Here is a 20,711-nt window from a genome sequence, read left to right on the forward strand (position 1 = left end):
CTTAAAGCCTTTTCTTACTCTTGCGGCGCGCCAATTGTGCTTTTCGGTTGGCGGCACGGTTTTGTGTGCTTTCTTTGCGCTCCTGGTGCTGCTCCTGCACTTCGCCGAACAGCTGCGACAACTGCCTGATGGTCGGGAACTTAAAGAAGTCGGTCAGGGACACTTCCCGCCCGGTCTGGGTCATGATCAGCTCTCTCAGGCGCACTAGGCGCATGGAATTCCCCCCGACGGCAAAATAACTGTCGTCGATGGAAAATTCGCTGTGCCCCAGACTTTCCTGCCAAAGCTTGTACAATTGCTCCTGGGTTTGCGTCATATCCTGGGGCGCCTGCTGGCGGTTTTGCCTTGCAAAGCGGCAGGTCACTCCGGTGTCATCCTTAAGCTCAGTCACGCCTTCGGGGCGAGTCTGGGCCACTTCATACATCAGGTTTGCCTGCTCACTGTATTCATTCAGCAGATTTGCGTGAGCCAATTCCACCCCGATACACCACTCGCCAGGCTGATCCGACAAACACAAGAGCATAGAGCGCAGCGCCTGATCGGGGACCATCACATGAAATCCGTTGGCCCGGGTGGCGGCAACAGAGTCAAGTTGCAGACTCATACCGGTTTCCTGCCACGGGCTAAACAGCAAACAATAAGATTTTAACTGTTTCCCGGCATTTAAATGCCGGCTTAACGCCTGCTGGTAACTGTTGGCGGCTGCATAGGCAGTCACCCCCATACCGCCGAAATAACCATTAACGGAAGACAGCTGGATAAAGAGTCCCTCTCCCGGCAGGTGCTGCTGCAGCCAGTCGGCCAGCACTGCGGCCCCGGCAACTTTTCCTTCGCATGAATGGCACCAGCCGTCTGGTGTCAGCGTATCCAGGGTACCGGGTTCAAAGACACCGGCGGCATGGATCACGCCGTGTAACCGGGTCAGCCACTGAGGCGGGATTTGTCCTTCGATATCCGCCATACCTGCGGCCGTTAAGGCGCCGGGACATTGAATATATTGGATATTGACATCCTGCTCCGCTTCCGGCCAGGCACTCAGGGCAGAATTAGTATCCCGTCTGCCCAAGAGCACGATCCGGGCATCAAATTTATCCCTGAGCAAACGGATCAGCGGCCTGGCCACCGCACTTAAGCCGCCGTAAATAATATAGGTCTCACCTTTGCCAAAAGGCACTTTCCCGGCTTCGTCAGCCTGAGGCGCGCCCGCCACCAGAGCACTCCGGTAACGCTTACCCTGTTGGTACACCACTTCAGGAAGCAGGTTTGGCGCACTCATTTCATCACTAAAATACCCTGACCAGGAGGCTTGATCCCGGGTGTCGGCACAAATCCAGCCCAGACGCCACAGCGGGGCTTCTTTGACAACCGAGCGCACCAGCCCCTGCAGGCCCGTCAGGGCAGAGCGGCTAAAAATACGCAGATTCAGCTTTTTGTCTTGCGCCAAACGGTGCAGCAGGCCGAGAGTTTCCATCAGGGGCCAGAGCTGCTCATCCCAAAGCCAGATAGCCAGGTTAACTGTCTGTCCGTTTTGAGCTTCAAGCTCTGCCTGCAACTGGCCGCTAAAATCTTCGCCGCTTTCAAGGACTCTTTCCTGCGGCGGCCTGGCGCAAAACGGCCGGCCGATATGCAGACACGGCTCGCTTGCCCGGTAACTGGACAGCAAAGGCGCAGGTTTGAGGGCGCACCTGGCAAACCAGTCCGGCGTGGCCGGCGCATCCTTATCTTCTGCGGCAAAACTTTCCGTAACATCGCTAAATTGCCCACCGGCATAAGTTTGCTGCAGCTGGCTACGCAGGATCTTGCCGATATTGGATTTAGGTATCTGGCCGGGGCTTAAAAACACCAGCTGATCCAAGGCCAGCTGGGTATGTTCAAAAACCTGTTGCCGCACTTTTTGCGCAACTTCCCTGCGCGACAGCGGGGAGGCAACAGGAACGACAAACAGGGCAGCCCCTTCCCGGCCGTTGCTGAGCCGGATCGGGCAGGCCGTGGTATAGCGGCTGTCAACCAGCTCAGGTTCATCGACCGCTGCCTCGATTTCCTGACACGAATAATTCACGCCGTTGATGATGATCAGCTCTTTGCTGCGGCCGGTGATCGCCAGGCCGTGCTCGTCGATACAGGCCAGATCTCCCGTTTTAAACCAGCCGTCTTGGGTAAATACCTGGCGGTTTTCCTGCTCGTTAAGATGGTAGCCCTTTAGGACATTGCGCCCCTTCACTTCAAGCTCGCCTATCTCCCCCTGGCGGCGCACATTGGCGTTGTCGTCGACAATACGCAGCGAAAAGCCCGGCACCGGAAAGCCGACATGCACATAGGGGGCATCGGCACTGGTTGCATCAAAGCAGCGGTTATAGACCACCCCGGAGCAGGTTTCCGACATGCCCCAGGTCGGCTTCATCGCCGTTGGCGCCAGATCGCACCGGGCCAGCATCTGCATAAACTGCACCGCCGTCCTGGGTTGAATGGCTTCGCCGGCATTGAGAATAAAATGTAACTGGCTGAGATCCCAGTAATAGTCGTCTTTCATCTCCTTAAGGCGATCAACCACCAGCTGATAGGCAAAATTAGGCGCCCAGGTCATAGTTACCCGGTAGCGGGCAAGCGCGTCCAGCCAGGATAACGGCTGCTGCAGCACCAAATCGGTCGCCGCATGGATCTGCTCGATCGCCAAAAAGGTATCGCGGACATGGAACATCACTATACCGCCGACGTGGTCCATGGGCATCCAGTTAAAGCTGATATCGCCATCGTTAAAATGGTTGTGTGCAATCGTCGCCCGCGAGCGGGTTAACACCGCCTCATGGCTTTGCGGCACCATTTTCGGCTTGCCGGTACTTCCGGAAGTCAGCAGCATCAGCGCCGCCTGCCGCGGGTCGATCTCCGGCAGCTCTTCGCAAGGGGCGCAGCCATAAAGCGTCTGGAAACTCACCAGGTTAGCAAAGTCTTGCCGCTGCGGCAGATATTCATAGACATGCTCATCGGCTATGATAGGACTGGTTTTTAGGGTATCCGCGATATGCCTTAATTTGGCCAGGGCCCCCTGCTGGCGCTCCTGCCATTTCGGCCATTCGCAAAATACCGGGATAATGCCGCCGAGCTGGCAGGCCCAAAATAAACTGAGAAAACGGTAGTTGTCCTGGACCAGGAAAATCAGGGTATCGCCGGATTTCAAGCCCATGTCCTTCAGGGCCGTCAATATCTCCCGCCCCGCCTGCAAAAGCGCCGGGTAAGTGACCCTCTGCTCCTGCTCGCCGAGCAACAACACACCGTTATCGCTGTTTTCGGCGGCATCGAGCAAGGCATCGCGCAGCAAGCGTATATGCCCCTTGCTGACCTCCAGTGCCGCACCGTTTAACAGGGCCGGCGCTGATGCTTCAGTTGAGGCAGACAAGATTTGTGCTATGCCCGGCAGCTCGCAGCCGGGAGATTGCCGCTTTTTCGGCGTTAATTTCAGCTCGCCGCCGCCCCGTTGGTGCCAGCGCTCAAGCTGCTGCTCGGAAATCAGCGGCAATGCCTGTAGGGCTGCAATATCCAAGGCGCCGTTTGCCAGCCGGGGAAAGGTACATAACTCGACAATATGATCCGGCGCATAACATGGCGGCAAACATTCCCTTACCCGGTTTTTCAGGCCGGTATCGAACTGCTCGCTGCCCGCCAGGTAAAGTATGCCCATAATCCCCTTGGTCCCGGCTCTGAACCTGTATTCGAAGCCGGCCTCCGGCATTTTCCGGTAAAGGAATGAAACGATTTCGGCGCTTGAAAAGTAGCGGTTATCGAGGGCCAGGCTATGGCAGCGGTCGATCTCAAGCCGCACTTCCCCCTGTACGCCGCACTGCCCTTTGAGCCCGGTATCGACAAGTTCGCTGCCGACCTCACCCGCGGTAGCGCACACGTCAACCACAGGCAGCTTAGCAGAGGTTTTGGCGAAGGTTATGCGTCCTATGGCATCTTCGGCCAAGCGGCTGCCCTGTTCGTCCACAAGCTTAGGTTGCAGGCCCTGCTGCAGTTGATTGTCCTTAAGCCAGACGCCGACGGCAGGGTGGTAGAGATAACAGCTGCTAAAGGACGAGCTGGGACCGACATCCTGGCAATAGCTCTTCGCTGCGCCTTGGGTGGCCAGTTCTTCCAACCGGGCGGCTAACTCAGGCGTTTCGGGTAAACAGAAGTAATGCTCTATATGCCCGAACTTATGCATAACCGGTTTATCCACCAGCCTGGCGCCGACGGACAGCGCAGCCAGAGCTATCATCACTTTGTCCGCCGGCATCCGGGTAAAATCCATCGCCACGCAGGCATTGGCTTTAAAATCAAAGCTGCGCCCGATCGAGTCAAGCTGACCGGCAAGCAGGCTGTCATCCAGCCCCCACCAGCGGCCGTTAAATGAGCCCCACACCTTGGCCGGGAGCGACTGTTCTTGCTCGAATAGCTGCATATCCAGTGGACGGCGCATAAACTCGCTAAAGTCCCAGTTCCAGGCCGGATCGGCAACAACCCAGTGACCGCCCTGCCACCAGTTATGCAATTGGTGTACAAAACCGTCAAGGTCTTGGCCACCACCGGCACTACCTGAAGGCTGGCTGATATAATCGAGCAGGCTGGCGTAAGTCCAGCTTTGCTCTGCTTCGATGGCCACGGCATCCGGGTTTTCTTTAGCCTCAGTAATTATTTTTTCCCTGAAGGACATAGTCTTGGCTTTACTTAGCAGTAAGGCCTTTAAACGTGCCTTTTGAGGCGCCTCCAACGGCGGCTGAGCTTCATTTTTCTTTATATCCATACTATTCTTCTAATTTTTCTAATAGGTCTAGCATTGCCGCTTCCGGCAGGGTCTCTATGTATTCTTGTAGCTCTTGTTCCGACATGGCGGCAATACGCTGCCAGTCCAGTTCGCTGCTTTGCCCGGCATCATCGCTGTGCAAGAGTTCATCTAGCAAGTGATCTATGGAGGCTTCTGGGGCACCGGCAATACCCTGCAGCAAACCGGTATAGGTAGTCAGCCAGCGCTGCATGCGCGTTTCGCTCAATAAATCAGATTTATACTCAAAATGGATCTGTAGCCCGGTATCGTCATTTTGCAGAGAAACGGTCAGATCAAACTTCGACTGGCCATACTCCCAGGGAGCCGGCCTGATCTCAAGGCCCTGGATTTGCTCCGGCTGAAATTGTACCTGCTGTGCATTTTGCAGCACGAACATCACCTGAACCAGAGGCGCGGCAAATTCCGGGCGCTCGGGACACACATGTTCCACCACCTGTTCAAAAGGTACGTCCTGGTTACGGTAGGCATCGAGCAGGGTGCTGCGCGTCTGTTTTAAACTGTCAACAAAACTCTTTTGGCGCACCACCTGGTCGCGCACCACCAGAGTATTGGTGAAAAAGCCGACGACATTTTCCAGCTCGCTGCTTTGGCGGTTTGCCACCACAGTGCCCAGGGCGATATCGTTGCAGCCGGAATGGTGGGCCAGCACCGCCTGAAAGGCGTTTAACAGCAGCATAAACAGCGTAGCATCGTGGGTTTTGGCCAATTTTTCCAGCCAGGCAAGCACGTCCGGCTCCAGCACCGCAGCCATAGTGGCCCCCTGATACTGGTTTTCTCCCCTGACGCCGTCTAAAGGCAAAGGCAATACTCTGGCCATGCCCGCCAGCTTCTGTCGCCAGTAGTCAAGCTGGCCGGAGAAATCCCCGTGCCTCGCCTGCTGCCAGGCGGCAAAGTCTGCATACTGAATGGGTAGCTCGGGCAATTGGGGAGGGCGGTTTTCGCAGCAGCTCTTATACAGCGCCAGCAGATCCCGCTGTAATATGCCGTTGGACCAACCGTCGGTGACAATATGATGCAAGACGATTAACAGCACATGCCGGTTTTGCGAATACCGGTACAGGGTCACCCGGATCAGCAAATCATCGGCTAAAGAAAACGCTTGCTGGCAGGCCAGGTTAATGGCTTGCTGGCGGCGCTGCTCGTCCCAGTTCTGTGCATCTTCAAATAACACCGGCAGCGGATCTGCCGGGCGGATCATTTGGCCCGATTCGCCGTTTTCGCTGACAAAACGGCTGCGTAAAACTTCATGGCGTTCAAACAGCTGCTGCAGGCTGGACTCCAGCGCATCCCTGTCCAGCTGACCGCAGATTTCCATGACCAGCGGCAGGTTGTAACTGGCCTCGGCCCCTTCAATCTGGGATAAAAACCATAACCTCTGCTGGGAAAAAGACAGCGGGATAAGCTGATCGCGCGCCGCCTTAGTGATTGCGACCGCTTCCTGGCTGTTGCCAAATTCGACAAAACGGGCCAACTCAGCCAAAGTCGTATGTTCAAAAACCGCCTGGGCGGGGATGGCGACCTTAAAGCGTTTTTTATAAGCAAAGACAAACTGGGTTGCGAGCAGGGAATGGCCCCCCAGCTCGAAAAAGTTTGCCTGCGGGCTGCTCACTTCCTGTTGCAGCAATTGCTGCCAGATTTTGGCGATATTGGCCTCTATCGGTGAAAGTGCCTGTGCCGAGGCACTCTCCCCCTGATGCAAGTCGGCGTCGAATTTCAGCAAAGCGGTTTTATCCGCCTTACCGTTGACTGTGCGCGGTAATTTTTCCAGGCTATGGATAGCACCGGGCAGCATATAATAAGGCAAATGCTGTTTCAGCTCGCCGAGTAAGTGTTTACTTTCACGCTTAAGACTATCGACAACAAAGGCCACCAGCGAGGTATTTATGCCTGAGTCTTTAGTCGCCACCACGGCCTGCTCTATGCCGTCAATGCCGTGTAAAACCTGCTCGATTTCCCCTAGCTCGACACGGAACCCCCTCAGCTGCAGCTGATTGTCGGCGCGGCCGACATAAACCAGCTGGCCGCTATGGTTGAGGTAGGCAAGATCGCCGGACTGATAGGCCGCCCGTCCGTGCAGCTGGGTAAATTTTTGCGCCGTCAGCTCGCCCTGTTGATAATAGCCGGCGCTGACACCGTCTCCCAGAACCCAGATCTCCCCTAAACAGCCCTGGGGTACACCCCGGCCCTGCTTATCCAACAGCAAGATCTCCAGATCCGCCAGCGGCAAACCGATACAGCTGTCGCCGCTGTCGATATCCAGTGCCGACAGTTTATGGTAGGTGGCGTGAACGGTAATTTCCGTGATGCCATACATGTTGTACAGCTGCACCTGATACAGCGGATAACGGGCCACCCAGCTCTTTAATAACGCCGGTGACAGCGCCTCGCCGCCAAATATTACGGTATGCAAATGACTGAGATCCGTAGTCTGCTCGCAGGCGACCTGGCTCAGCTGGTAAAAGGCCGAAGGCGTCTGGTTCAGCACAGTGATTTTTTCTCTGTGCAGGCAATCGTACAGCAACTGGAAATCGCGCTCGGTCCCGGCCGGCGCCAGGTGTAGCTGCGCCCCGTACATCCAGGCGCCCCAGATCTCCCAGACGGAGAAATCAAAAGCAAAGGAGTGCAACAGCAGCCACTTATCTTTGCTGCCAAAGCCAAATCCCGCCTGGCTGGCACTGAACAGGCGCAGTACCTGGCAGTGGCTGATCACTACCCCTTTGGGTTTACCCGTAGTCCCTGAGGTATAAATGATATAGGCGGCATCTTCGCCGCCCGGCTGCGGCAGCGTCACCTCATGATAAGACGCTTCATCTTCGGGCGATAGCACAGGGCAGCCTGTCGGCAACCACTCCAATGCCTGCTCGGCGATAGCACAGCTTATCTTGGCATCGGAGCAGATAAAACGGTTTCTTTGCGCCGGACTCTTAATATCTAAAGGTACATAACAGGCACCGGCTTTTAACACCGCCAGCATGGCCACCAGCTGCCGGTGACCGACAGGCAAAGCAATGGCCACGCGATCCCCCGAACGAACGCCGCGGCTGATCAGGCCTGCGGCCAGTTGGTCGCTTTGCTGCCCCAGCTGACGGTAGCTCAGGTTCAGCTCATCGCTGGAAAGGGCAAGCTGATCGGGTGTAACCTTGGCCCATTGCTCAAACGCCGCCACCAGGTTGTCCCTGTCGCCATGCTGATAGACAAGTTCAGAAACCAGGCGCTGGTCATGCCCGGGCCAGAGCTGCTCTAACGGGGCCTCCTGCATCTCAATGGCCCGACTTAACAACTGAGCGTAGTCATCAAAAAACGTTTTGATAAAAGCTTTCCGGTATTGGGCCGTCTGGGTACTGATGCGAATTTGCGTATTCTGTCCCGGCACCACGATAAAGGAAAACGGCAAACTGTTGTTTTCCTCGGTGGCCAGCGGAGCAAAACTAACCCCTTGCCCAGCCTGGCTTTCCTTGTTGTCAAAGGTCGCCACTTTCGGGTAGTTCTCAAATACAAACAGGCAATTGAAAAGTTCGCTTAACTGATTAGCGGATATGCTCTGGCTGATCTTAAGCAGGGACAGGTATTCATGACGGTTTCTTTCTCCCTGCTCGTCCATGCAGGTTTTTAGCCATTGTCCCAGGCTTAGCCCCGGCTGCGCCCGGTAGCGCACTGGCACGGTATTAACACAAGGCCCTACCATGTTTTCCACCAGGGCAATATCGCCGTTGCGCCCGGCGGTTACGCTGCCGTAAACAAGATCGTCACTGTTGGTATACTTACTTAACAATAAGCCAAATAGGGCGCTGTACAGAACATTGGTGGTAACGCCGCAGCACATGGCAAATTGCTCGCTTTGTACGGTAAGCTGCTCGCCCAGGTAGAAATCATAATGCGCCGTTTCCCCTTTATCCTGCACCGCAGGCCTGGCGTAATCCTTTAACAGACTCGCCTGCTCCACTCCCTGCAGATACTCCCGCCAGAACTGCTCGGAAGCCGCCGCGTCCTGACGGCCCAACCAGGCGATCATCGAGCGGTAGCTGACCTGCGGGCCGAACTGAACCGGTGCCGACATCAGCCCAGCCTGGTAGGCCTGGAGCACTTCATTGACGACGATCGGCATAGACCAGCCGTCGGAAATGCTGTGATGGTGGCTCCAGACAAAATGGTAATGGCCGGGGGCCAGGGTCAGCAATACCAGGCGCATCAAACTGGGCCGGGCAAAATCGAAGTCCTGCTGCCGGTCCTGTTGCAGCCAGGCCTGGTAGGCCTGCTGTGGGTCCGCTTCGCCGCTAAGGTCAACTTCCAGCCAGGGCAGAGGCACTTGCCTGCACACCAGCTGCATAGGTTTATAGCTGTCGAAGCGGCTAAAACAGGTCCTTAAAATATCATGCCTTTGGATCACTTGCTGCCAGGCAACCTGAAAGCCGCCGATATCCAGCTGGCCTTTGATCTCATAGCCGACCTGGATATGGTACACCCCCTGCCCCGGCGCCTGCATACTTTTGCTGATCATCGTATGCTGCAGCGGTGATAAGGGGTAAAACGTCTCTATATTGTCTTTTTCCAACTTAAACGGAGGTAATTGCTGTTCCATGCTTACTTCTTTTTCTACTTGCTACCTAGTCAAACAGCTCGCCCAGGAAATCATTGATTTCCTCGAGCTCCATGCCGGCTTCAGGCACGTCTGAAGGGGTAAAATGACGCTGCTGAGACAAACACATGTCTACCAGCTGCCCCAGTACCTGCTGATAATGATCAAGCAGGCCTTGGATCAGCTCAGCCGGGTGACATACCGGGTTATAGCGGCAGCTCAGCTGCACTTTTTGCTCTATCACCATGGCGGTGACTTCCAGCAGGTTCGGCCGCTGCAGGGATTCATCGCAATCGGCGCCGAGCGACTCTGGCGCCGCCTGGAAAACACTGGTTTCGTCTATCACTTTATCCAGCTGCCCCAGATAGTTGAACATTAACTGAGGCTCGGCGCTTGCCTGCAATGATGCCGCCTGTTCTTCTCCGCTCAGGTATTTCACCTGACCGTAGCTGCGGCTCATGCTGCCGCATTTGCGCAGATTTTCTTTGGTGGCTATCAGGGTATTAGCAAGCTCCCCGGCATCGACATCCAGCCTGACCGGATACAATTCGGTAAACCAGCCTATGGTACGGCTGGTATCGAGATCGCTGTTATCGCGTCCGTAGCTTTCCATCATGATGCTATAAGCAGTTTGTCCACTGACCCGCGACAAGGCCAGGGCCAGACCCGATACCAGCAAGTCCTGGATATCGGTATTGAACTTTTCGTTCGCTTGCCCGAGCAAACGCCCGGTTAACTCTGCAGTCAGGGTGCGGCTTGCCAGGCGGCTGTTGCCGTAGGTATTGTCTCGACAATCAAAGCTTTGCTCGTTTTCAGGGGCAAGCAGGCCGGTGGCTGTATGTTGCCCAAGCCAGAATTGTGTGTTCTCCTGCTCAGCTAATGCCGCCGGGGACTGACGGACAAAATCGCTCCACTGGGCAAAACTGGTTTCCGCCGGCGGTATCTCAACAGCTTTTTCTGTCTGCGCCACCTGATAAGCAAACTCCAGATCCGCCAGCAGGATCCGCCAGGAAACCCCGTCGATAATCAGGTGGTGGCAGACCAGCAGCAGTCTGTACTCTCCCCCTCCCTCAAGGTAGGCAATTTTAATCAACGGGCTTGACTGCAAATTAAAACCGCGCTGCAAGGTATGGGCAACAGACTCCACCAGCTCCGCCATGCTTTGCTCCTGCGACAGGCGGTGATACTGAACAACCTCACCGACTTCGGCGATTTTATCCACCGCAATCTGCTTGTCTCTTAAACAGGCAGACAGCATAGGATGAGCCTGCAGCAAAGCAGTCACAGATGTTTCCAGCGCCTGGATATCCAACGGCTCACAACTAAAGGCAAACGCCTGATTGAAATGATGGGCGCTGTCGCCAAAGCGCTGTAAAAACCAGTGCTGAACCGGCAACAGGGAGGCGCTGGTAAAGTTTTGCGCCGCTTCCCTGTGCTGCATTGTGCCGGCAACCTGGGCTAACTGGCGGACAGAAGTGAACTGATACACCTGCTGGATAGTCAGGGCCAGACCTTCGCGTTTTGCCTGGGCCACCAGCTGGATAGCGACAATCGAATCCATGCCCAGCATAAAGACATTGTCCGTCACACACAGAGCCTTAATGCCGAGCAGGCGCTGTAAAATGGCGTACAGCTTTTGCTCAACCTCATTGGCCGGTGCTATATGCTGCTTTTCCTGCTCCTGCTCCAGAAACTCCGGCATAGGCAGCGCCTTGCGATCCACCTTGCCGTTGTCGGTCAGGGGCCATTGACTTACCACCAGAATTTGTTTCGGCAGCATATAGTGGGGCAGGGTAAGCGCCAAGGCGCTCTGCCAGCCGTCTATTGCCGCCGGTACGGTTTCATCGGCCAGAACATAGGCAATCAGGTGCGGACGCTGCTGCTGATCCTGGTGCACCGCCAGCAGACTGCTTTTAACTCCTGCCTGCTTGTTCAGTTCGCTTTCAATCTCCCCCAGTTCGACCCGGTAACCGTTAATCTGCACCTGGAAATCACTGCGTCCTAAAAATTCAATATTGCCGTCGGGCAGGAAACGTCCCCTGTCGCCGGTGCGGTAGAGGCGTTCGCCGGTTTGCGGGTGCTTGATAAACTGCGCCGCCGTCTTTTGTTGATCGCGCCAGTAGCCCTCAGCCAGACCGACGCCGCCGATATAGAGATCCCCTTCGGTCCATACCGGACAAAGCTGCAGCTGGGGGTTGAAAACATAAAAGGCCTGGTTGGCCATCGCCTTGCCGTAGGGAATGCTGTGCCAGCTGGGATCCAGCCCGGCGATCGGATAAGTGATCGACCAGATAGCCGCTTCGGTCGCCCCTCCCAAACTGTGCACCTCGACATTACCGGCAATACTTTCGGCGTCTGCCGCTAAATGCAGCGGCAGCCAGTCGCCAGATAAAAACGCGCGACGCAGCCCGGGATAAGAAGCGACATTGTCGGCGGATTTTTCATAATCGACCCACAGCTGGAAAATCGCCGGGACGCTGTTCCAGACAGTTACCCGGTGACGCTGCACCAAATCGCCCCAATACTCGGGATTACGGCGCTGCCCGGCTTGCGGCAACACTAAGGTCATGCCGTGCTGCAGGCTGGCAAATACATCAAACACCGACAGGTCAAAAGCAATGGATGAGAGTCCCAGCACGGTATCGCTGTCGCTCAGGCCAAAGCGGGCCACCATATCATTAAGGGTATTTTGCACCGCGCAGTGCTTTAACATAACCCCCTTAGGTTCGCCGGTAGAGCCCGAGGTGAAAATCACATAGGCAAGATCTTCCGGTGTTGCCAGGGTTTGCACCTCAGGTGCGTCAAGTTGCCAGATCTCCTCGGCGGATAAATCCAGCAGCTGATGTTGGGCGCCGGTATATTGCCGGCACTGGGCGCTATCGTCGCACAGTACCAGCTTGACCTCGCCCAGCTCAACCACCTTTTGTTTTCTCGCCAGCGGCCAATCCGGATCAACCGGCAGATACGCGGCCCCGGATAAACTGGAGGCCAGCATGGCAATAACCTGGGCTATGCCGTCCCGGCAATCGATAGCCACCAGCTGGTTTGCCGCGATGCCCGCCTGTTGGATCCGGGCCGCCAGTTGCGTGGCCCGCTTTTTCAGCGCGCCATAACTCAGCTGCTGTTCGCCGCAAATCACGGCAGTCTTGCTGTCATATTCGCTGGCCAGTTTGAATACATCTTCATGCAGGCACGCCTGGTAATTCCAGTCCGCCCGGCTGTGGTGCGCCTCATACAGGCCCTGTTTTTCCGGCTCCGCCAACAGGCTTGAGCATGAAACCTGCGTTGTCGATTCCTTAAGCATCGCCGTCAGCGCCCGCTCATAATAACCGGCATAACGCCTGATTTGCTCTTCGTTGAGCTCGCTGCCGTCATAACTTAAGTTGATGGTGGCCATCTGGTTCAGGGGGTCGAACACGGCATTACACAGCAAGGGATAATTCACCGTACCGAAGGCATTTAAGGCGTCCTTGGTGCCCGCTTCGGCACAAATACCCGGCATACTGATATAGTTAAACAAAACTTCGAACAGCTCGCGCTTATTGTTGTGTTTTACCAGCTCTGCCAGAGGAAAACGGCTATAGGGCAGCAACTCGGCTTCCTGGCCCGCTACTTTGGCCAAACAGGTCAGCCAGTTATCCTGCGCAGAAAAACTCTGCCGCCATGGAATCGAGTTTAAGTATAACCCCAGCACCTGGGCGGCATCCTCATGCTCGATACGGCCGTTGCACACCAGACCAGTCAGGGTTTCATCCTGGCCGCTGACAAAACCCATCACCGATAAGTGGGCGGTAAATAGCATGGTTTTCATGGTCACCCCCTGCTTTTGCGCAAGTTCAATCAGCGGCGCCATCAACTCGCGCTGCAGGTGCAGCTGGACCGTATGGTACGGAGCATTTTTATCCCGGGACAAGGCCCTGGGCAGCTGGCTAAAGGGGGCATCGGCAAGATAGTTGCGCCAGAACTCCCCCTGTGCGGGATCAGCGGCGGCTTTACGCTCTGCAGCAACATAATCGGCAAAACGCAGCATAAACCGGCGGCTGGAAATGTTTTTTCCCTGCAACAGCTGCTGGTAGTTGAGCACCACCTGCTGGAGCATCTCATAGAGGCTCCAGCCGTCAAGCATGGCATGGTGGCCGCTGTAACCCAGCATACAGTCATCTTCCGAGAGCTTAAACAACACCAGCTTGAACAAGGGCGCCTGCTGCCAGGAAACGGCATTTTGCCCTTCCTCTGCATGCCATTTCTCGATGGTCGCATCAACATCCGGATCCCGAGTCAGATCAACCCAGAAAATTTCCGCCTGCGCCGACTCATGCACCAGCTGCAAAGGGGTCTCGGACAATTCAAAGTTAAATTCAGTGCGCAGCACTTCATGTTCGGCGATCACGCAGGCCACCGCCTGCCTGAGCAGGTCGATATCCGCCTCAAGCCCCAGGCGCAGCGCATAGACATTGTGGTAGGTTTCTTTGCTGCCGCTGAGCTGGTTATGGAACACCATACCAAGCTGCAAGGCGGTGACCGGATAGGCATCGGTCACGCTTTCCGGCAGCTTCGCCCGTATCTGCGGCGACACCATGGCAAAAGGGGCCTGGAGTTCATCTACAACCACTTTCTGCTGAGCCGAAAGCTTATGGCTTAATTCTTCCAGATTGGCTGCCTGATACAGCGCCTGGGTCGTCAGGTTCAGCCCTGCTTTTTGCGCCAGGGATACCGCGCGCAGGGATAAGATGGAATCTCCCCCCAGAGCGAAGAAGTTATCGAGCATGCCCACCTGATCGACATCGAGCAACTGTTGCCAGATATCGCATAAAATCTTCTGGCTTGGTGTTGACGGGGCAACATATTCGGCCAGGGCGGTATTCATATCCGGCGCTGGCAGAGCCTTGAAATCAACCTTGCCGTTTGCGGTTAAAGGCAGGGCCTGTAGTATCACCCAGGCAGACGGGATCATAAATTCCGGCAAGCGAGCAGCAAGCTCGGCTTTCACCGCTTCCCCCGATAAATCACCGGTGCCGCTCTCTGCTACCAGATAGCCCACCAGGTATTTATCGCCCACATGGTTATCCCGGACGGTTACAACAGCCTCCTGCACGCCGTGACAGCCGCGCACCGCATGCTCTACCTCACCGAGCTCAATACGGAATCCTTTGATCTTCACCTGCTGATCGGCACGCCCCAGATAGGCATACTCACCGTCAGGCTGGCGGCGGGCCAGATCCCCGGTACGGTAAAAGCGGCTTGTGCCAAAGTGCTCAAGTTTGGCAAAACGGTCGGCGGTCAGCTCCGGCAGGTTCAAATATCCCCGACAGACACCACCGCCACAGACATACATTTCCCCCACCAGACCGTCGGGGACCAGCTGGCCGCTTTCGTTCAACAGGACTATCCCCAAGTCAGACAGCGGCTTGCCGATTAAACTGGCGCCCTGTCTGGCTTCGATTTCCTCCCGGAGAATTTTACGGTAGGTCACATGTACGGTAGTTTCGGTAATGCCGTACATATTGATCAGCTCAGGGGCGGCATCGCCATGTTTTTCGACCCAGGGAGCAAGCTGGGCAAAGCTGAGAGCTTCCCCGCCGAAAATCACATAGCGCAGGGCCAGGCCGTCGCCTTCTTGCTGGCTGTCTTCCTGGACAAGCTGATAAAACGCACTTGGCGTTTGGTTTAACACGCTGACTTTATGCTGCTTCAACAACCGGTAGAAATCTGCCGGGCTGCGCGATACCTGGTAAGGCACCACCACCAGGGAGCCGCCAAAGGCCAGAGCGCCCCATAATTCCCATACGGAAAAATCAAAAGCATAGGAATGGAACAAACTCCAGGTATCAGCAGCGCTGAAATCAAAATGCTCCCGGGCCGTGGTCATCAGGCGCACGACATTGTCATGCTGGACCAAAGCGCCTTTAGGTTTGCCGGTCGAGCCCGAGGTATAAATAACATAGGCAAGATGATCCGCCTTAAGTCCCAAGTCGGCTGCGGCAAGGTTCTCCGCTGGCAGATCCGCCAGCAGGGCTTGCATCTCGGGGGCATCAAGAGAGACGGTTTTATCATGCAATGCAGACACGCTTGCCTGAACCGACTGCTGCGTCAGCACCAGGCCGACCTCGCTGTCTGCTATCATGTATTCCAGTCGCGAAGCCGGATAACCCGGATCTAACGGCACATAAGCACCGCCGGCTTTTAAGATCGCCAAAATCCCGACCACCATGGTCAGCGAGCGTTCGACACTCAGGCCCACCAAAGTATCCGGTTTAACCCCCTGGTTTTGCAGATAACGGGCCAGCTGGTTGGCGCGGCGGTTAAGCTGCTCGTAGCTCAGGGACTCTTCGCCGCAAACCACGGCAAGCTTCTCGGGATCCCGGGCAACGCTCGCCTCAAATAACTCATGCAGGCAAGTCTGCGCCGTATTTTGCGGCGTTGGCGCCGGGACAGCGGCAAGCAGCTCGTGGCGCTGCTGTTCATTTAACAGCGACAGCTTCCCTATGGCGCAGTCCGGCTGCGCTGCCACGCAGCTAAGCAAGCGGACATAAAGCTGGCCTAAACGTATGATAGTTTCCGGTTTAAACAGAGCGGTATCGTATTGCCATTCACACGCCAGGTAACGGGAAACGTCATTGACCTGTAGGCTCAAATCAAACTGAGAGCCGGCTTCCTTGCTGGAAAAATCACTGATCTGCAACTTGCCAAGCGACTGATCCAGCAATTCTCCCCTTTGCATGGCGAACGAAAGTTGAAACAGGGGGGTATAGCTTAAATCGCGCTGCAGGGCGAGTTTATCCACCAGACGGTCAAACGGCATATCCTGGTGCTGCAGCCCGGCCACTACGGTCTTTTTATGCTGGACCAGTATCGCAGCAAAGCTGTCCTCGGGACAAATTCTGTGGCGAAAAACCAGGGTATTGGCAAAAAATCCCGGGACACCGTCAAATTCGCCGCGTGTGCGTCCGGACACCGGACTGCCGAGCACGATATCGTCGTTCCGGGTATAAAGGCTTAACAGGGACGACCAAGCGGCCTGCATCAAAATAAACATGGTCGTTTCATTTCGTTTAGCCAGGTCGCGCAATTTGCAAGTCAGGTCTGCATCCAGTTCGATACGGTAATGCTTGCCCTGCCCCTGCCTCACTGCCGGGCGGACAAAGTCGCCGGGAATAGTGTTTAGCGGCGCTAGATTGGCAAGTCGCTCAAGCCAGTATTTATCCAGCACATCGAGCTTTTTGGCAAAGGCTTCGCCCCGCTGCCAGAAACAAAAATCCAGGTAATCAACTTTAGGAGCATCTACCTTCTGCTCCTGCTGCTCAGCATGTGCCAGATAAAAATGGCTGAACTGGTTTACCAGCAGATCCAAAGACTGGCCGTCGGTAATGATATGGTGGATGGTCAGGGTGAACACATGCTGGGTATCCGCCAGTTTAATCAAACGGATACGGAATAAGGGGGCCCTGCCCAAATCAAAAGGCGTACCCGGCCCCAATAACCTTAAACGCTCCAGCTCGGATTCCCGGCGCTCTGCCGATAAATCCGCCAGATCGTGGAACTGCAGCGGCAACTCTTCAAGTTGTTTGACCTGCTGGTACGGAATACCGTCACGCTCTTTCATCACCACCCGCAGCACGGGATTTTGCTCAATCAGCTCCTGCCAGGCGGACTCGAAAGATCTGTGGCAAAACTCGCCTTTCATCTTCACCGCCATATGCAGGTTGTACTCTGTCCCTTGCGGGTTGAGCTGGGCCAGGAACCACAATCTCTGCTGGGCAAAACTCAGCGGGATATCCTGATCTTGGGTGCGCTTGACGATTTCGCTCTGCGCCCCCAGGGTGATGCCTTTTTGCTGGGTCAGCTTTTGCAGCAGGGCACGGCGTTTCTGATCTAAGAGATTGGATTTGCTATTCATCATGATAACGCCTGCGAAAATTCTGACAGCTCCTCTTCACTCATTTGCGACAACGCCAGGTACTGCTCGCAAACGGTTTCAATATTTTCCTGGCCTCCCAGCAGTTCGCCCAGGTGGTAGGTCAGCTCCCTGATAGTGGCATACTCGAATATGGCCTGCAGCGACAACGACAAGCCGAGGTTGTCATTGATGATATTGACCAGCTGGATCGCCAGCAGCGAATGGCCGCCGATGGAGAAAAAGTCATCGTTGACGCCTATGGCCGGGGTTTCCAGCAACTCCTGCCATAACTGCTGCAGTACCTGTTCGGCGCTGTTTTCAGGTTTATCGCTGACTTCAACCTCGGCCTGTTCAACCTGGGGCAGTTGCGCCAAGGCCGCCTGATCCACCTTACCGTTTGCGGTCAGCGGCAGGGCTTCCACCGCAATAATCTGGCTGGGGATCATATAGACCGGCAAAACATTGCGCAGATGCTCTTTGGCGGCCTGGGTATCAAACGGGAACAGCGTAGGTACCACATAAGCGATCAACTGTTCGCTATGGGTAAGTTGCTGCTTGGTCACATAAGCCTGCTTGACGTGCGTGCTGCTGCATAACTGATTCTCAATTTCTCCCGGCTCGATCCTGTAGCCCCTGAGCTTGATCATAAAGTCCGCGCGCTCGATATACTTGATCTCGCCGTTTGGCAGGCGCCTGACCAAATCGCCGGTGCGGTACATGCGTACCCCGGGCACCTGGCTGAACGGATCCGGAATAAATTTTTCCGCCGTTGCCGCGCCGTTGTCTAGATAACCGCTGGCCAGGCAGGCCCCCGAAAGATACAACTCGCCGGTCACGCCATCGGGCACAGGCGTCAGGGCCTTGTCCAGGATACGGCAGCCGATATGTTTATTGCCCCGGCCGATAGACAGCTGCTGTTGCCAGTCCTGCAGGTTTTGCGGGTAGGACTTGATCAGGGCCACATGGGTTTCTGACGGCCCGTAAAAATCGTGCAAGCGGCAGTCAGGCAGGTTGGCAAGCATATGCTGTAACGACAGGGTAAATTGGATCGCTTCCGCAGTGGAAATCAGGTTTCTGAGCACCAGGAACCAGTCTGAACGCAGATCAAACTGATCACTTAATGCCCGCATCACGGCGGCGGGCAGAATTACCGTATCTATGGAGTGTTCACCTATATAGGAGATGGTCTCGATAATAACCTTGGTCAATTCCCCTTCAATCAAAAACAGATGCTTGCCCTGGTACCAGGTCATAAACATTTCCTGGCAGTGAATATCAAAGCTGATGCTGGCAAACTGCAGCATGCGCCGCTCGATTTGCACCCGCTCTGAGCTCCACTCCACCAGGTGTACCATAGCCCTGTGGGGCATAAGTACTGCCTTGGGCTTACCGGTAGATCCGGAGGTAAAAACAATATAGGCCGGGGTTTCGGGGGAGCAGGCAACCTCTGGATTGCTGGTGGGATATGCCTGCTTATTTTTCAACACCTGCGTCACATCCAGGGTTTCGGCATAAGCATTTAGCTCTGGAGGCAGCGAGGTGCTGCCGCTTACCAGGATAAGGCCGCAGCGGCTGGTTTCCAGCATATCCACCAGGCGCTGGTGCGGATATTCCATGTCCAGCGGCACATAGGTGGCGCCAGTTTTCAGCACGGCGAGGATGGCAACCGGCAAAGGCAGGTCTTTGGGCATGGCAATGGCGATGCGCTGCCCGGGTTTTACTCCCCGCGCCAGTAAATCGTGGGCCAGGATATTGGCCTGTTCGTTCAGTTCGCGGTAGCTGAGGCTATCAAAGCTTAAAGACACCGCGGGCTCATCCGGGATCAGGCGCGCCTGCTGCTCGACAATCGCGTGCAGACTGGCGTCTTGCCCGACATATTCCTCATAATCACCACCGACCTGGGGCAGATAATGGAACAGAGGCAAATCGTCATGTCCGGCGGCCCACGCCAGCATTTTGCTGAAATCGCCCAACATGGCGGAGATCTGCGCCTTGTCGTAAAAGCGGGTATTAAATTCCAGCTCGCACGCCAGTGTATTCGCCTCTTCCCGCACGCTGAGGGAGAGTTCATACATGGCCTGGTCTTTGTCCGAGGCAAACGGCGTTACCTTGAGATCCGGCAGGGCCACTTCTCCGGTTAAGGTGTTCATATAAGAGAAGTTGATTTGCGTCAGCGGCTGGTGACTCAGGCTTCTTTCCAGATCTAATTTATCCACCAGTTGCTCGAACGGCAGATCCTGATTGGCAAACGCCTGCAGCGACTTTTGCTGTACCCCTTGGATCAGCTGGCCGAAGGTCAGCCCCGGATCAACCTGGTTGCGCATGACCAGGTAATTTAAAAACAGGCCTATCAGGGGATTCAGGCGCTGATCATGACGCAGAGAAACGGCAGAGCCGATAGCGATATCCTGCTGGCCGGAATAACGGTGCAGCAACCAGGAAAATGCCGCCAGCATCAGGTTGTTCAGGGTAACCCCCTGAGATTTGGCGACCCAGGATAACTCGGAGGTCAGCTGCTCGGGCAGGGAGATTTTGACTTTATCCCCATCGTAGCTCATAACCTTGCCGTAATTTTGTTTTCTCGGCAGCGGCAGTATCGGGGCCAAATCCTGCAGCTCGCTTTGCCAGTAGTCAAATTGCTGCGCCAGTTTATGCTCAGAAACCGTGTTTTTTTGCCAGGCGACAAAATCCCGGTATTGCAGCGCCAAAGGCGCGATATCCGCCGCCGCCTGCTGCAGCTCGGCCTGGTAATAGCGGGTAAATTCCTGGTTTAAATTGGCCATTGACCAGGCATCTGCCACTATATGGTGTAAGGTAAAGACCAGCACATGGCGCTCATCCGCCAGCTTTAACAGTTTTACCGCCATTAACGGCGGTCGGGTCAAATCGAACTGGTGATGGTAGGCCTGCTGCACCAGCTTGTCGACCTGGGCATCGATATCCGCGCTGGCGCTCAGATCATGCTCGTCGATAGCAAAATCGACCTCAGGCAACAGACTGGCCACCGGCTTACCCTGCTCGCTGGCAAATACGGTTCTTAAACTTTCATGACGGGCAATAATCTGTTTCAGCGCCCGGTTGGCGGCGCCGACATCGAGCTTGCCCTCTAATTCCAGTGCACTGACGATATGGTAGGCGCTGAGGGAATCTTCGATTTGCTCCATAAACCAGAATCGGGCCTGGCCGTAGGACAGCTCAACCGGGTGAGCGGCTGAAGCGCATAGGCCGCTGTCGCCCTGGGAGTCAAACTGGTTCAGCCACTGGAGTAATGCATCTTTGTTTTCTTTGATCAATGCCTGACGCTCTGCCGTTAAAACGCCCTTACCCGCCGAAACACTCAGCTTGCCATTTTTGGCTTCAAGGCGAATGCCCGCTTCCTGCAGTTGCAGAATCAATTGGGAAATATTGTTACGCATTAA

4 protein-coding genes are annotated in these 20,711 nt (G+C 55.4%); all 4 read right to left on the reverse strand.

Annotated elements, in window-relative coordinates:
- Position 1: 1 nt before the first annotated feature.
- Genes ACJJIQ_RS14185 through ACJJIQ_RS14200 form a run of 4 tightly spaced genes read right to left on the reverse strand, consistent with a single transcriptional unit; the run spans position 2 to position 20,708 of the window.
- Positions 2-4,777 carry an AMP-binding protein gene (locus ACJJIQ_RS14185; RefSeq protein WP_445362253.1) on the reverse strand — a complete coding sequence of 1,592 codons (4,776 nt, stop codon included), beginning with the start codon at positions 4,775-4,777 and terminating at the stop codon, positions 2-4.
- A gap of 1 nt (position 4,778) precedes the next feature.
- On the reverse strand, positions 4,779-9,398 hold the full coding sequence (locus ACJJIQ_RS14190; RefSeq protein WP_445362254.1) for a non-ribosomal peptide synthetase: 4,620 nt from the start codon (positions 9,396-9,398) through the stop codon (positions 4,779-4,781).
- A gap of 25 nt (positions 9,399-9,423) precedes the next feature.
- A complete protein-coding gene (locus ACJJIQ_RS14195) occupies positions 9,424-17,295 on the reverse strand; it encodes a non-ribosomal peptide synthetase (RefSeq protein ID WP_445362255.1) in 7,872 nt (2,623 codons plus the stop codon).
- Positions 17,292-20,708: a non-ribosomal peptide synthetase gene (locus ACJJIQ_RS14200; protein WP_445362256.1), complete on the reverse strand. Its 3,417-nt coding sequence runs from the start codon at positions 20,706-20,708 to the stop codon at positions 17,292-17,294. The genes ACJJIQ_RS14195 and ACJJIQ_RS14200 overlap by 4 nt, the downstream gene beginning before the upstream one ends.
- Positions 20,709-20,711: the final 3 nt, after the last annotated feature.

It is taken from the genome of Microbulbifer maximicatervae (SeqCode), from assembly GCF_052468295.1.

Excerpts from the sequence above, each read along its gene's own strand:
- ACJJIQ_RS14185 (WP_445362253.1), bottom strand. The coding sequence starts at position 4,777 with ATGGATATAAAGAAAAATGAAGCTCAGCCGCCGTTGGAGGCGCCTCAA.
- ACJJIQ_RS14190 (WP_445362254.1), bottom strand. The coding sequence starts at position 9,398 with ATGGAACAGCAATTACCTCCGTTTAAGTTGGAAAAAGACAATATAGAG.
- ACJJIQ_RS14195 (WP_445362255.1), bottom strand. The coding sequence starts at position 17,295 with ATGATGAATAGCAAATCCAATCTCTTAGATCAGAAACGCCGTGCCCTG.
- ACJJIQ_RS14200 (WP_445362256.1), bottom strand. The coding sequence starts at position 20,708 with ATGCGTAACAATATTTCCCAATTGATTCTGCAACTGCAGGAAGCGGGC.